This is a genomic window from Arenibacter echinorum (genome assembly GCF_003259375.1).
Classification (GTDB): domain Bacteria; phylum Bacteroidota; class Bacteroidia; order Flavobacteriales; family Flavobacteriaceae; genus Arenibacter; species Arenibacter echinorum.
Genome location: NZ_QLLN01000003.1, coordinates 211,790 through 227,272 on the forward strand (window position 1 = coordinate 211,790; position 15,483 = coordinate 227,272).

A 15,483-nucleotide genomic window follows, 5' to 3' on the forward strand; every position below is an offset into this window, starting at 1 on the left:
TTATAATCCTAAACTGTCGCGCAAAAATACATCACTATTTTTGTTTTCCTGCCAATAAGCTCTTTTTAATGTTTTTATTTTTGTTGCCGTGGTAGTAAGTGTTTGTGCATTGGGCCCGAACCCACTTTTAGAAGTTTCTGACCAATTTTCAATGGTATGAGGGAAGGATTTGGAAAAGTTAATTTCCAAGGTTCTGTCCAAATCAGGATAAGTAATTTTGTAGGTGTTAAGAGTTGCTTCAGTATTCAATTCTGCTTGGGCTTCATAGGCCTTTAGTTGTTTGTGCACCAAACGTAAATATTCCATAGAGGGAACCATATTTATATTACCCGTAGGAAGGTTGTTGGGGTTGATCCTTATTTTATTCCAAATTTCGTCTTCTAGATTTGCTTTGTCCAATGTTATGGTTTGATCACCTTCGCTCTCAAAATAAGAAAAGGAATTTACCTCAAATTTATCCCTGTTGTTCAACTGGGCAAATACCTGGCCGCACCATTCCTGAACAGAGGTGGTAAGTTTTATGGCATGCTGATTGTCCGATACGGGATAAAAACTGCTGTTCATTATGGAATAGGGGTAAATACCGGTTAAGAAATTTTTGGTACTGTTCAGTTTTAGTACAGATACGTTATCGGGGTTGGATTGATCGGCCTTCACCTGTTTGTCCGCCAAAAAAGGTTCGGTAACGTATATTAAAACCGCACTTCCGTTCCTTAATTCACCATAACGGGCCTGTTCCAATTTATAAGAAGTGATTTCGGCCTTACCGGCATACCAATAATCTTTGAACTCCTTGGATAACGGAGTTTTTACTGGTTTAGCCTCGGACATTTTCATATCATTTCCTATCAAGGAAATGTTTTCGGATTCTTTAGCGTTTTCCTTACAAGCGCTAAAAAGAACCAATAATAATATTATGTGGACAAAAATGAAAGTAAACAGCCGTTGCATAGAAATTAAATTTTCCTAAAATTATTCAAAATAACCTAACCCACCATGGCCATTAACGTTTTGTATACCAATTGGGTCGGCAGACCTACCACATTGGTATAGGAACCTTGGATCTCTTCAATTCCAATAAGTCCTATCCAATCCTGAATGCCATAGCCCCCGGCTTTGTCGAACGGATTATAGTTCTGAATGTAGTTTTCAATTTCCCCGTAGGTCAATTCCTTGAATTTCACTCTGGTACATTGATTTACAGTTATTTGCTGCTCCCTGGTTGTAAAACAAACAGAGGTAATTACTTCGTGCCAATCGTTGGAAAGTGTATTTAACATGGAAAAGGCTTGGTCAGGATCGGCAGGTTTAGCCAAAGAGGCATTGTTATGCCAAACCACGGTATCGGAAGTTATGAGGATATCCCTGTTCTCCAGTTTTTTTTCATATCCAGCAGCCTTTAATATTGACAGATAATCCGAAATTTCTGCACTCTTTAAATGATCGGGATATATTTCCTTTACATGTATGGGATGTACTGTAAAATCTATTTCCATTTCCCTAAAGAACTGCTGTCTTCTAGGGGATGCCGAAGCTAGTATAACCCGATATTCCTTTAGTTTGTTGTTGGGCATATTGTTAATCGTTCTTGGCGCTGAAATTTTCGGCCCAATGCCCTCTCACCTTCAATACCTGTTCTATTACATCCCTTACACATCCGTCCCCTCCATGTTTATGGGAGATGTATTTGGACATTGCCTTTACTTCCGGGACAGCATTTTGTGGGCAACTTGGAATACCGGCCAATCTCATTGGAGGAATATCGGGGATGTCATCCCCCATATAAAGAACATGCTGCGGGTTTATATTGTAAATATCCAAGTATTCGTCAAAAGGGTCTATTTTATGATGTGCCCCCATATGTATATCGGTAACTCCCAAACCCCTTAAACGCAATCTTACGCCTTCATTGGTTCCACCGGAAATGATGCAGATATTATACCCTTGTTGAATGGCTACCTTAACAGCATAGCCATCCTGGACGTTCATAGTCCTTAACATTTCTCCATCAGAGGTAATCAAAATTTTTCCATCCGTAAATACACCGTCCACATCAAATACAAAAGTGGTTATGTCCTGAAGCAGTTCCTTATAACTTTTGTCCATATCTTTCTCCTATCAATTTGCTTAACAAGCTGTAAATATCTTGATAATTTTTATTTTTTAGCTGATTTAAATGGCTTTCCATAGTCTTAACATCATTTCTTTTCGCCGGTCCGGTTTGGGCATCCAAGGGAGCTAAATAATCTAATTTATTAACGGTTTCTTTAATCAAAGGGTTTAACATGGAAAAGGGCATATTGTGTTCCGTACAAATGTCGTGGCCGATGGTAAAAAGATAATTGGCAAAATTATTAACGAATACTGCTGCCAAGTGAAGCGATTTACGTTGGTCGCTCGTAATCTCATGGACCTCCAAAGTGATGAGTCCTGCCAATTTCCTTAATTTGTCCATATCGCCCTTGTGGTCTGCCTCTAAGCAGATAGGCACTTTTTTAAAATCGATTGTTTTGCCTTCACTAAAGGTTTGCAATGGATAAAAGACTCCGCTATTATTTAGCTCTCCTAGAGATTTTATGGGTACACTTCCAGAGGTATGTACCACCAATCCTTTCTTATCTTTTAGATAAGGTGCTACCAGAGCAATGGCATCATCGCTCACGGCAATAATATAAATATTGGCGTCGGTAATTTTGGTAAAATCCGTTCCAGTTTGAACCTTGTCCTTAAAATGGTCAAGGTGGCCTTCGTTCCGACCAATAACCTGTAATACATTTATTTCATTGACACCTAAAAAGGCATTGAACAAATGTTTGGCAACATTGCCAGTTCCTAGTAAAACAATAGATATCATAGTCAAAAGTAAATATTAAATCAAAATTATAGGGTTCTAGGCGATAAGTTTTTTGAATGTTATTGTTTTAATAAGTCCGAAGTGGGCAGCCAATTCCGTGCTATTTGTTGATAATTTCTGATTAAATGAAACGCTTCAAAATCAAACTATGAGGACTATGCATTATTTGGTCGCTTCATGTCACAACCCTTCTTGGGATTTAAAAGATCTTAATTATAAAATTGTATGTAACCTAAACCTTAGGAATGTATCCAAATACCAATAGATAAATCCTCTGGAAAATATTCGACATAATTTTAGCGGAAACTAAATATAAAATGAAAATTCATAAGTACTTTTTTCCAATTAACACTTGCCTTAGGGAAAGTAGCTGTTTTTATCTGTCAAAAATTTGTTCAAATTTTAAAAAAGTAAATACTCAATTAACAAAAGATTTAATATTTAAACCCTTATAAAAATGTATTTTTGCATGTTTAAATCAAACCTTTCCTGCCAAAATGATTGAACTCCTTAAAAAAATCTTCTTTTCCACACGTTTAACGGCCGTTTTATTTATTGTTTTTGCTACTGCAATGGCTTTTGGGACTTTTATTGAAAGCTGGTACAGTACGGAAACCGCAAGAATTTGGATATATAATACCACATGGTTCGAGGCTATCATGGTATTTTTTGTCATCAATTTCGTAGGGAATATTGCTCGTTATAACCTACTGAGGAAGGAAAAATGGGCAGTACTTATTTTACACCTCTCTTGGATTTTAATTATTGTTGGGGCATTTGTTACCCGTTACATAAGCTTCGAAGGAATGATGCCAATTAGGGAGGGAAATACAGAAAATGTTTTTTACTCGGACAAAACCTTTCTAACGGTTTATGTGGATGGGGAAATAGACAACGAGCCCAAGCGGAAGATATTGGAAGACGATATATTGGTTACCTCTGAAGCTATTAAATCCAACTTACCCTGGAAGTCAGATTTTAACGGACAACCATTTACCATTTCCTATGTGGGCTTTATTGAGGGGGCAAAAGAAGGTTTGGTAGAAGATTCCAATGGAAAGGAATATTTAAAGATTGTAGAAGCGGGTGATGGACAACGTCATGAGCATTATTTGGAAAGTGGAGAGGTTAGCAGCATTCACAATGTGCTCTTTTCCTTGAACAAGATGACCGAAGGCGCCATCAATATTATTGAGTCTGATGGTAATTATCAAATAAAATCGCCCTTTGAAGGACAATTTATGAGAATGGCCGATCAGTTGCAGGGAGAATTATTGAAAGATAGTCTTCAAACGCTGCAATTAAGATCCCTGTATACCACCGCGGGCATGCAATTCGTAATTCCCGAGCCGATTGTCAAGGGATCTTATGGAGTTATTTCCATTCCCGAGAACGAAAAAACAGAGAATGACCTGGATGCCTTGATCGTAGATATTAGTAGCAATGGTGAAACAGTGCACAAAAAATTATTGGGAGCAAAAGGCGTGGCCAATTTTTCAGGGGAATTTGAGGTAGGAGGATTATCCTTTAATATGTCCTACGGATCTAAGGTATATACCTTGCCATTTGGAATTAAATTAAACGATTTTATTGCCGAAAAGCATCCGGGAACAGAGAACAGCTATGCTTCGTTTATGAGCAAGGTTACCATTGAGGACGAACGTCCTTATGATTATGATATTTATATGAACCATATATTGGACCACAAGGGATATCGTTTTTTTCAAGCCAGTTTTCACCCTGATGAAAAGGGTACTGTATTGTCGGTTAACCATGACTTTTGGGGTACTTGGATAACTTATATTGGATATTTTCTACTGTATGCCGGTCTTATGGGTATTATGTTTTTTGGTAAGACCAGGTTTAAAAGTTTGGGTGCTTCCTTGGAAAAATTAAAAAATAAAAGATCCAAATTGGCAGTGCTATTTATTCTCGGTAGCAGTTTAAGTATGTTGGCACAGGAAAATGTAGATGCAGATGCGCATGCACACGATAATACACCTACTGCCGAGCAGGTAGATTCATTGCTGCACGCCATGACCCCTTCAAAGGAGCATGCTGCATCTTTTGGCAAATTGGTTATTCAGGATGCCGGAGGACGTATGAAACCCATAAATACATTCTCTTCCGAACTGTTGAGGAAATTAAGTCTCAAAGACAAGTATACCGACTTTAATTCCGATCAGGTATTTCTATCCATGATGCTGAATCCACGGGTCTGGTATTATGCAGAATTTATTGCCTTGGACAAAAAAGGGCAAAACGACAGTATTCGTAAGATCATAGGTTTGGAACATGGTAAAAAGTTTGCCAAGGCCACTGATTTTTTTGATGAAAAAGGGCAATACAAATTAACCTCTTATCTTCAAGAGGCCTATGCTACCAATACCCCAAACCAGTACCAAAAGGATTTTAAGAGTTTGGACGAACGTTTGGTGCTCTTGAATAGGGCGTTGGGAGGTGAAATTGTCAAGATATTCCCATTGCTCAATGACGAGAATAATAAATGGATCTCAGCCGTGGAATATAGGGGAGGCCAGTTCCAGGTATCGGATTCCCTTTATGCCAATTTCATAAAAAATGCAATTCCCTTTTATTTAATGAGCCTTGAAAAGGCCGTAAATAGCGGAGACTATTCCGAAGCCGATAAATTACTCGCAGCGTTTAAAAAGAACCAGGAAAACCATGGTAGTGAAGTATTGCCATCGGAAAACAAGATTAACGCGGAAGTATTTTACAACAAGGCCGATTTATATAATAAGCTTTATAAGTATTATGCCCTTGTTGGTCTGTTGATGTTTGTTCTCTTGGTATTCCAGATTATTAGGGATAGAAAGGCGCTTCGATTTAGCATAGCCAGTATCAAAGTCTTAATTTATTTATTTTTCATCTTGCACACGCTCGGACTTGCAATGCGCTGGTACATATCCGGACACGCACCTTGGAGCGATGCTTATGAGAGTATCTTATATGTCTCCTGGGCAACTTTGGGTATGGGGCTCCTTTTTAGTAAAAAGAGTGATATGACTGTTGCTGCGGCTACTTTTGTAACAGCTATGTTATTATGGATTGCCCACCAGAGTTGGGTAGATCCTTCAATAGCCAATCTAGTCCCAGTGTTGGATAGTTACTGGCTAATGATCCACGTTGCCGTAATTGTTGGAAGTTATGGTCCCCTTACCGTAGGTATGATCCTGGGTGTGGTGAGCCTGTTGTTGATTATAATGACGAACAACAAAAACAAGGAAAGGATGGATTTGAATATCAAGGAACTTACCATTATCAATGAACTGTCCCTAACGGTAGGTCTGGTTATGTTGACTATAGGTAATTTCTTGGGAGGGCAATGGGCCAATGAAAGTTGGGGCCGATATTGGGGATGGGATCCAAAAGAAACATGGGCTTTGATCTCAATTATGATCTATGCGTTTGTAATTCATACAAGGTTGATTCCTGGTCTGCGTGGTAAATGGATGTTCAATTTTCTAAGTGTAGTTGCCTTTGGTAGTATTATGATGACCTATTTTGGGGTTAATTTCTATCTGGTAGGGCTTCATAGTTATGCAAGTGGGGCACAGGTTATAACCCCTACTTTTATTTATTACACTGTGTTTGGGGTATTGGTATTGGGAGCTTTAAGTTACTGGCGAAATAAAAAATACTACGCCAAGTAATTTTGATATGTTGCAATATTTATGCAATTTTGTGTTATTATGAAGTAAAGGAATTATGTTTTTTATAGACATCATAGTAGGAATGTTAAGAATTCATGTTTTGAATTCTTAACTATTGATGGTGTTTATTTTCTTCGTATAACATAATTCTTTACACATGCCGGATACAAACAAACTTACTCCAGCTAGATTATATAAGTATTTTATTATTGCCTTAACGGGCAAGGACTCTGATTTTACCACTGGGAGCATCAGAAAAGCCATCTTTATGCTTTCCATTCCTATGGTATTGGAAATGTTGATGGAATCTATATTTGCCTTGGTAGATATTGCCTTTGTATCGAGGGTTAGTGTCAATGCCGTAGCCACAATAGGACTCACAGAATCGGTAATTACATTGATTTACGCCGTAGCCATTGGCTTAAGTATGGCCGCAACGGCAATAGTAGCCAGAAGGGTTGGTGAAAAAAATTTACAAGGCGCTAGGGAATCGGCGGTACAAGTCATCATTTTGGGGATAACTGTGGCCATTATCACCGGATTAATCGGGGCTATATACTCCAAGGAAATCCTTGGTTTAATGGGGGGAAGTTCTGAACTTATTCAAGAGGGCCATGGATACACACGGCTGATGATCGGAGGGAATATCACTATTTTGCTTCTTTTCCTAATAAATGCAATTTTCAGAGGAGCGGGGGATGCCTCGGTGGCCATGTGGATATTAGTACTGTCGAATGGTCTCAATATTATTCTTGATCCAATCTTTATTTTTGGATGGGGACCAATTCCCGAATATGGAGTTATGGGCGCTGCAATAGCAACCAACATTGGAAGGGGAACTGCAGTCTTGTTTCAGTTTATTATTTTGTTCTATGGATGGAGCAAGATCAAAATTGGCATTTCCGATATCGTAATCCGATTTAAAGTGATGATGAACATCATTAAAGTATCTGCTGGTGGCATTGCACAATTCTTGATTGGAACGTCTAGTTGGATATTTTTAATGAGAATTATGTCTGAATTTGGTAGTGAAGTCCTGGCCGGTTATACCATTGCCATAAGGGTAATAATGTTTTCCTTAATGCCTTCTTGGGGAATGAGCAATGCGGCGGCTACTTTAGTAGGCCAAAATTTGGGTGCCAATAAACCTGATAGAGCCGAAGAATCTGTTTGGAAAACGGGCAAGTATAATGCCATCTTTATGTTTTCAATTTCATTAATATATTTATGCTTCCCAGAAAAAATTATTATGCTCTTTAATACCACACCGCAAGTTGTTGAATATGGCACTTTATGCTTACAAATTATTGCAGCAGGTTATGTATTCTATGCGTACGGAATGGTATTAACCCAGGCATTTAACGGAGCAGGAGATACAAGGACCCCTACTAAAATTAATTTTTTAATTTTTTGGGTATTACAGCTTCCCTTTGCATATGTTATGGCTATCACATTTAAGTTTGGGGCGGTTTGGGTATTTTTGGCCATTTCAATAGCTGAGATATTGCTTACCGTAATAAGCTACATACTCTTTAAAAAGGGTAAATGGAAAGAAATTAAGGTATGAGCTATTTTTGTAACTTTATGCACCATTATCTTAATCAATTTAAATCGATAGAATGAAACAGCAAAAAAAAGGCCTTAATACCATCTGTACCCATGTTGGGCAGTTGGAGGATAAGGAATTCAAAGGGGCTATTTCCCCATTGTATATGGGAACCGCCTATGCCTTTGAAGATATCGACGTTAAACGATACCCAAGATATTTTAACACTCCCAATCAGGTAGCTTTGGCCAAAAAAATAGCGGCCTTGGAACATGCCGAGGCAGCATTGATTTTTGGTAGCGGTATGGCCGCCATCAGCACTTCACTACTGGCATTTTTAAAAGCTGGGGACCATATAGTAATACAAAAGATTATTTATGGAGGCACCTATAATCTTGTAGTGGAAGAATTTGAAAAGTTTGGGATATCGTACTCCTTTACGGATGGTTTTAGTGCAGAGGATTTTGAATCAAAAATTCAGGAAAACACCAAGGTTATCTATATTGAGACTCCATCAAATCCATTGTTGAACATAACCGACTTAAAGGCTGTTGCCGATATTTCCAAAAAACATGGTCTTATATCCATGATCGACAATACTTTTGCTAGTCCTGTGAATCAAAATCCTATTGATTTTGGCATAGATTTAGTAATACATAGTGCTACAAAATATATGGGCGGACATTCCGATATTTGTGCGGGTGCCGTTGCCTCTACCGAAGTTAATATTAAGCGCATTTTCCAACTGGCTAAAAATTTTGGAGGTAGTCTTAGCGATTATACCGTTTGGTTATTGGAAAGGAGTATTAAAACCATGGGAATCAGGGTTAGGGCCCAAAATACAAATGCCCACACTATGGCCGAATACCTATATGTCCATAAAGATATATCTGCCGTGTATTATCCTGGCCTGCCCTCACATCCGGACCACGATATAGCAAAAAAGCAGATGAAGGGCTTCGGAGGTATGCTGTCATTTGAATTAAATGCGGATTTCAATGCTTCCAAATTTCAAAAGTCCTTAAAATTAATAAAACCTGCCATGAGTTTGGCGGGAGTAGAAAGTACAGTACTTTCACCAACCTTAACCTCACATTCTCTTTTGAGCGCTGAAGAGCGAAAGCGGCAAGGTATTGCGGATGGTTTAATACGCTTTTCTGTAGGAATTGAAGAAACAGAGGATTTAATTGCAGATATTGAACAGGCTTTGGAAAAGGTGAGGAAGGAAAAGGAATTGGCTGTTTAGATTCACGTTCGGCCAAATAACTAGAGATAACATACCATCAATAAAATTGAAGTTTTAAGGAAGAAAATTTGAAAGCTTTCAAGAACAAAGTAGACATAGATTAAATGAAATTAGACATATTAGTATTTGGTGCACATCCTGATGATGCCGAATTAGGGGCAGGGGCAACAATAGCAAAAGAAGTGGCCAATGGCAAAAAAGTAGGTATAGTGGATTTGACCCGTGGGGAATTAGGTACCCGTGGCTCAGCAGAAATTAGGGATAAGGAAGCCGCAGCAGCGGCTGATATTTTAGGGGTAGTTGTCCGTGAGAATTTGGAATTTGCCGATGGATTTTTCACAAACGACAAGAAGCATCAGTTGGAAGTAATAAAAATGATCAGGAAATACAAACCAGAAACGGTATTGTGCAATGCCATTGAAGATCGGCATATTGATCATGCCAAGGGTAGCAAGCTGGTAAGTGATGCATGCTTCCTAAGTGGACTTATAAAAATAGATACTAAGATTGATGGGGAAGAAAACTGGCAGGAAGCTTGGCGACCAAAACTTGTGCATCATTATATTCAGTGGAAAAACCTTGAACCTGATTTTGTGGTAGATGTATCGGAATTCATAGATGTAAAGGTAAAGGCAATAATGGCTTACAGTTCCCAATTTTACGACCCCAAAAGTAAGGAACCGGAAACGCCTATCAGTAGCAAAAACTTTATAGATAGTGTTGTTTACAGATCAAGAGACCTGGGTAGGATGATCGGCATAGCCTATGGGGAAGGTTTTACTACAGAAAGATTTGTTGCTGTTAAAAGCCTTGATAGCCTAATTTAGGCCGATTTTTGGAACTGCTTTTTTCCCTTGGGAACTGTGAAATAGAAGGTAGAACCTTCATTTATTTCACTCTTGACCCATAAGGTACCACCATTTTTTATGACCATTTCTCTGCAAAGCGATAGGCCAAGCCCTGTTCCCTTTTCATTATTGGTACCATAGGTGGTGATATTGGTGTTTTTTGCAAGTATTTGTTCCTGAACGTAATCGTCCATACCGATGCCGTTATCTTTAACAAATACTTCCAAATAATCCGGTCTATCTACATAGCCAATGGTAATATGTCCGTTGTTGGGGGTGAACTTTAGTGCATTGCTCAAAAGATTTCTTATAACAATATCCATTTGATTTTCATCGGACCAAATAATAGCCTTATTGACTATTAAATTATCCATGGTAATCATTTTGGTAAATGCCAATTCACCGAGCAAATTAATATTGTTCTCTACCAGGGCGTTTAGATCTACATTGGCAGGGTCGGTAGTGGCTTCCCTCATTTGCGATTGACCCCAAGTAAGAAGGTTGTTCAAGGTAAAGGAAATACTATTTACGTCGTTCTTTAATTTGGGAATAAACTCCTTGAATTCCGATTCTTTAATATCACCGCTGTTCAGTAATTTCAACAGTCCCTCCAAAGCCCCAATAGGACCTCGAAGATCATGTGCAATAATAGAGAAAAGTTTGTTTTTAGTGTTATTGGTCTCCCATAACTCGGCCTCTCTCAGTTCTAGATCCTCCTTTTGAACTTCTAGTTCCTTGTTCAGTTTTTTTAAGATTTTTTGTCCTCTTACAACTAAAAATGCTATGGCCCCCATAATGATAACAAAGAGTATGGCTATATAGATATAGAGGCGCTGTTTTGCTAAGGCTTTTTCATTTTTTAATACCAGTGCTTCCTGCTGATTTTTATGGCTGATTTCTGTTTTCAACATAGTCATACTCATCTTGTTCTCATCTCTGGACAAGGTATCCGATATTTGCCTAAAAATTTCATGATATTTAAGGGCTGAAGCGTAGTTCTCCTGATTTTTATATACTTTATAAAGAGTGTTGGAACATTTTTTTATACCCTCCATAGATTTAATAGTCGAGGATATTTCGTAGGCCATCATGGCATACTTATGTGAAATACTGTCTTTTTCCAGTCCAAAATTAGCTTCGGCCATCCCGTTGTACAGATCTATTATCCCTCGGTCGTCCTGAAGATTTTCATGTAGTTCTGCACTTTTGTCGTACCAATATAATGCCCTGGTATATTGTTGTTGTTTTAGGTATACTTTGCCCTTCACTTCATAAGAATAGGCCAGCCAATCCCATACCTCACCTTGTGCAAAAATTTTGATACTTCGGTTTATTTTAAAAAGGGCATTTTGGAAATCCCCAGTTTCAGCATATATGGACGCCACATTGCTCATGGTCTGGGCAGAGTTAATATCATTTCCTATTTTGTTATTTATTTTTTCAACTTTGTTATAAAAATATAGTGCCTGATCATAATCTTTTTGTGTAGCGTATAAATCGGCTACATTTTCATACAGGATCGACTCCATTTTCCTGTTGCCATAGGACTGTGCCAGTTTAATATTCTCCAAATAGCCTAGCAAGGCAATTGAATAATTACCGCTATATACGTTTTCATTGGCCAATTCATTACCAATTCTCAGGGATAAGGCATAATTATTACCCTTTTTGGCATTGACCAAGGCCATTTCATAATTATCTATTGCAATGCTGTGTTCACCTATATCGGAATAATAAGTCCCTAGGTTGAACAGAGCCTCACTTACTCCATTTTTATAATCTATATTGCTACTTAATTTTTGGGCTTCACTGGAAAGCAATAAGAGACTATCAGGATTTAAGAATCTTAGCTTGGCGCCAAGATCCATCAATAACCCAATGTATATGGTATCCTTATTAACCTGTTTCTTCTGACTTCGTAAAGTGGTGATTTTTTGCCTTAATTCTCCAATGGAGGATTCCTGGGCGGAGTTGATTCCACAAAAGAAAAGGAAAATCCAGAACACGGTTAATTTTAATTTAATCTCCCGTGAGCTTATATTTAATGCTTTAAAAGACATTTATCCTAATTTATCTGTTGATAAAAATATCTTTCCTTTAAAAAATAGGCTAATTTATGTTGTGAAAGTGCGGTTTTTTGTGTGTTTCGTCCAGTATTATGAGTATTTGGTCGATAGTTAGGGCGGAAAATTATGGTATAATTCGCTATATGAGCATTTTATGAAATGATATAAAATAATCTAAAATTTATTTTGAACGATAGCACTAAAGATTTATCTTTGCCACCGCTTACAAATGGTGGTTGTAGCTCAGCTGGTTAGAGCATCGGTTTGTGGTACCGAGGGTCGCCGGTTCGAACCCGGTCTTCCACCCAGAAATATAACCCTGTCAGAAATGACAGGGTTTTTTTGTAACCTAAAGTTCCGTTTTAATAGAAACCTTCAATAACACCTCATATTTACTATATTTACTTCATAAATAGATATGAACGATCATTAAAGCAGATTGTTTGTGGACAAGGGATATCAATAATATGTCAACCAAATTATTATTTCTTTTTTTAATACTAACCAATGGATTATTCTCTCAGGTGAATACCATTGAATGGGAACCAGATTATGATTTCAAAATTGAAGATTTTCAAGGCACAAAAACAGCTATTAAGAAGGACATAGACAAAGTATTGGTACAATCTGGGGTTATTTTGGATTTTGAATTTCAAATGTCTAATGTTGAATTTATGTTCACTAAGAACTTTAATTCCAAAGTGAGTTGTACATTTCATAAGGATGCAGCAGTGATAATGGCTACGGACAGTTTGGCTGCAGAAAGACTTATAGCCCTTGTTAAATTTGATTTTGATCTCTCCGAGCTTTATGCCAGAAAGATTAGGAAGGAACTATTCGAAAACAAAAAAACCTTTTCCAACGCCACGTTTTTTCAACCTTATTTTGATAAAATGATTACGGAGCGAAATAAGATTAGTTCAAGGGTCTATTCGGAAACGGACTTTGGCAACGAGGCGGCAATGTTGGAAAAAGAACATGAAATAGTTAAAAAGGAGATCAATGCATTATCCGATTTCTGCAAGAGGTGCAAGTCTCCCAAAAAACCGTAATAAAACTAATTGACCAATCCTCTTGGCCAATTTCAACTAATATAGTTCCAAATATTTTTGTACTTAACCAGTTGCGTATAGGTATGGAGTATAACAGGATGCCTTTTCAAACTAATATCTTCCCTTAATATTTTGAGGGCATGGTACCTGGCTGTTTTTAGAATATCATTGTCCTTGATTATATCTGCTATTTTTAGATTAAGAACACCACTTTGTTGGGTACCCATTAAATCTCCGGGACCACGTAGCTTCAAATCTACCTCTGCAATCTGAAATCCGTCATTGGTGCCTACCATGGTTTCCAATCTGGTTTTTGAATCTGAGGATAACTTATGTCCCGTCATTAGAATACAAAAACTTTGATTGGCCCCGCGACCAACCCGGCCCCGTAGTTGGTGCAGTTGCGACAACCCGAACCGCTCCGCACTTTCAATGATCATTACAGAGGCATTGGGGACATTTACACCCACCTCTATTACCGTTGTAGCAACCATAATTTGTGTTTCCCCTTTAACAAATCGCTCCATTTCGTAATCCTTGTCTGCTGGTTTCATTTTACCATGCACTATAGAAATCTGAAAATCCGGTAAGGGAAAATCCCTGGCTATACTCTCGTAACCATCCATAAGGTCTTTATAGTCCAAGGCCTCGGATTCCTGGATCAAGGGATAGACCACATATACCTGCCGTCCCTTTTTAATCTCGTCCCTTATAAATTGAAATACTTTTAAGCGGTTGGAATCGTACCTATGGACCGTTTTAATAGGTTTTCTTCCAGGGGGAAGTTCATCTATGGTAGAAATGTCCAAATCCCCATATAAACTCATTGCCAAAGTCCTGGGGATAGGGGTAGCGGTCATAACCAAGATATGGGGAGGAATATCATTCTTGTGCCATAGCTTGGCGCGCTGTGCCACACCAAATCTATGTTGTTCATCCACAATGGCAAGTCCCAGATTTTTATAGGCAACCTTATCCTCCAAAAGGGCATGGGTACCGATTAGAATTTGTAGCTCCCCATTTTCCAATTGCTCGTGGATTACCCTACGGGCAGATTTTTTAACCGATCCCGTAAGCAAGGCTATGTTAACGCCAATATCTCCTAGAAGTTCTTTTATGCCCATGAAGTGTTGGTTGGCCAGAATTTCCGTAGGGGCCATTAAACAGGCCTGGAAGCCGTTGTCTATAGCTAGTAGCATGGTCATAAGTGCCACAATAGTTTTGCCAGACCCTACATCTCCCTGTAGCAATCTGTTCATTTGTGCATTGCTGCCCAAATCGGCCCTGATCTCCTTGATTACCCTTTTCTGGGCATTGGTCAGTTCAAATGGTAAGTGCTGCTCATAAAAAGTCTTGAAAAGTGTTCCAACCTTGTCAAAATTATAACCCTTTATTTTCTGTTTATGCATTAAGTTTTTGGAAATCAGCTGCAATTGTATATAAAACAATTCCTCAAATTTTAGTCGAAATTGTGCCTTGGCCAATAATTCCTGATTCTTTGGAAAGTGGATATTAAAAAGTGCCTCCGCTTTAGAAATCAGGCTTAATTCATTTATGAGGCCAGAGGATAGGGTCTCCGTAAACCGTCCTTTGGTTTCCAAAAATAATTGCTGTATAAGTTTGTTGGTCACCCTATTGGTAATGCCCTTGTTTGCCAATTTTTCGGTGGAAGGATAAACGGGTTGCATGTATATTTTTAAGCCTTTTTCATGGTCTTCCCACAATTCCATTTCAGGGTGTGGCATAGAGAAAGTGCCATTGAACCAATTTGCCTTACCGAAAATAACATATGGAATGTTTAACTTGAGGTTTTCCCTGATCCATTTTTGGCCCCTAAACCAAACCAGTTCCATTTCTCCTGTATCATCTATAAATTTGGCTACCAATCGTTTTCCCTTTTTTTGTTCAACCGTTTTAATGTTGACAATCTTTCCAACTATTTGAACATCCGAACTGGTTCGCTGTAATTGACTAATTTTATAATATTGGGTCTTATCAATATAGCGATTGGGAAAAAGATTGATTAAATCCTGATAGGTATGTATTCCAAGCTCCGATTGTAAGGTCTCAGCACGGTTGGGACCAACGCCTTTCAGGTAGACAATAGGCGTTTGTAGTACAGTGGAGTTCATTGGGATATACTTGATTATAAGAAGTCCTATCAATTAATGTTGAAAAGTAAGACAACCGGATTTTA

11 protein-coding genes and 1 tRNA gene are annotated in these 15,483 nt (G+C 38.2%); 6 read left to right on the top strand and 6 right to left on the bottom strand.

Translation table 11 applies throughout. The annotated features are described in order from the left end of the window. From LV92_RS08125 to LV92_RS08140, 4 genes are read right to left on the bottom strand one after another with little or no spacing between them, the layout of a single operon-like run. Positions 1–951 (bottom strand): septum formation inhibitor Maf, encoded by a 951-nt coding sequence (locus tag LV92_RS08125; protein WP_111623157.1) that lies wholly within the window; start codon positions 949–951, stop codon positions 1–3. 35 nt (positions 952–986) lie between these two features. Then, positions 987–1,574: a Maf family protein gene (locus LV92_RS08130; RefSeq protein WP_111623158.1), complete on the bottom strand. Its 588-nt coding sequence runs from the start codon at positions 1,572–1,574 to the stop codon at positions 987–989. 4 nt (positions 1,575–1,578) lie between these two features. Beyond that, a complete protein-coding gene (locus LV92_RS08135; RefSeq protein WP_111623159.1) occupies positions 1,579–2,106 on the bottom strand; it encodes a KdsC family phosphatase in 528 nt (175 codons plus the stop codon). Then, the gene (locus tag LV92_RS08140; RefSeq protein WP_111623160.1) at positions 2,090–2,854 is read right to left on the bottom strand and encodes a Rossmann-like and DUF2520 domain-containing protein; all 765 of its coding nucleotides are present in this window, start codon (positions 2,852–2,854) and stop codon (positions 2,090–2,092) included. The genes LV92_RS08135 and LV92_RS08140 overlap by 17 nt, the downstream gene beginning before the upstream one ends. Before the next feature lie 497 nt (positions 2,855–3,351). Between LV92_RS08140 and ccsA the strand changes: the two genes are divergently transcribed. The 4 genes from ccsA (at position 3,352) to bshB1 (ending at position 10,147) form a co-directional block, all read left to right on the top strand. After that, on the top strand, positions 3,352–6,528 hold the full coding sequence (ccsA, locus tag LV92_RS08145; RefSeq protein ID WP_111623161.1) for a cytochrome c biogenesis protein CcsA: 3,177 nt from the start codon (positions 3,352–3,354) through the stop codon (positions 6,526–6,528). A gap of 157 nt (positions 6,529–6,685) precedes the next feature. Next, a complete protein-coding gene (locus LV92_RS08150; RefSeq protein ID WP_111623162.1) occupies positions 6,686–8,095 on the top strand; it encodes an MATE family efflux transporter in 1,410 nt (469 codons plus the stop codon). Positions 8,096–8,147: 52 nt separating this feature from the next. Next, positions 8,148–9,320 carry a trans-sulfuration enzyme family protein gene (locus LV92_RS08155; RefSeq protein ID WP_111623163.1) on the top strand — a complete coding sequence of 391 codons (1,173 nt, stop codon included), beginning with the start codon at positions 8,148–8,150 and terminating at the stop codon, positions 9,318–9,320. 104 nt (positions 9,321–9,424) lie between these two features. Further along, positions 9,425–10,147 carry a bacillithiol biosynthesis deacetylase BshB1 gene (gene bshB1 / locus LV92_RS08160; protein WP_111623164.1) on the top strand — a complete coding sequence of 241 codons (723 nt, stop codon included), beginning with the start codon at positions 9,425–9,427 and terminating at the stop codon, positions 10,145–10,147. On the opposite strand, the gene LV92_RS08165 is transcribed toward bshB1, so the two are convergent. After that, the gene (locus LV92_RS08165; RefSeq protein WP_111623165.1) at positions 10,144–12,228 is read right to left on the bottom strand and encodes a tetratricopeptide repeat-containing sensor histidine kinase; all 2,085 of its coding nucleotides are present in this window, start codon (positions 12,226–12,228) and stop codon (positions 10,144–10,146) included. The two genes, bshB1 and LV92_RS08165, sit on opposite strands and share 4 nt — an antisense overlap. A gap of 237 nt (positions 12,229–12,465) precedes the next feature. Here LV92_RS08165 and LV92_RS08170 point away from each other — a divergent pair. Together LV92_RS08170 and LV92_RS08175 are read left to right on the top strand one after the other, a co-directional pair. Continuing rightward, a tRNA-His gene (locus LV92_RS08170) sits at positions 12,466–12,541 on the top strand. A 160-nt stretch (positions 12,542–12,701) separates the two neighbouring features. Continuing rightward, positions 12,702–13,286, top strand: coding sequence for a hypothetical protein (locus LV92_RS08175; protein ID WP_111623166.1), 585 nt, complete (start codon positions 12,702–12,704; stop codon positions 13,284–13,286). A gap of 32 nt (positions 13,287–13,318) precedes the next feature. On the opposite strand, the gene recG is transcribed toward LV92_RS08175, so the two are convergent. Beyond that, entirely contained in the window at positions 13,319–15,418 is a 2,100-nt protein-coding gene (gene recG / locus LV92_RS08180) for an ATP-dependent DNA helicase RecG (RefSeq protein WP_111623167.1), read from the bottom strand. Positions 15,419–15,483 lie beyond the last annotated feature (65 nt).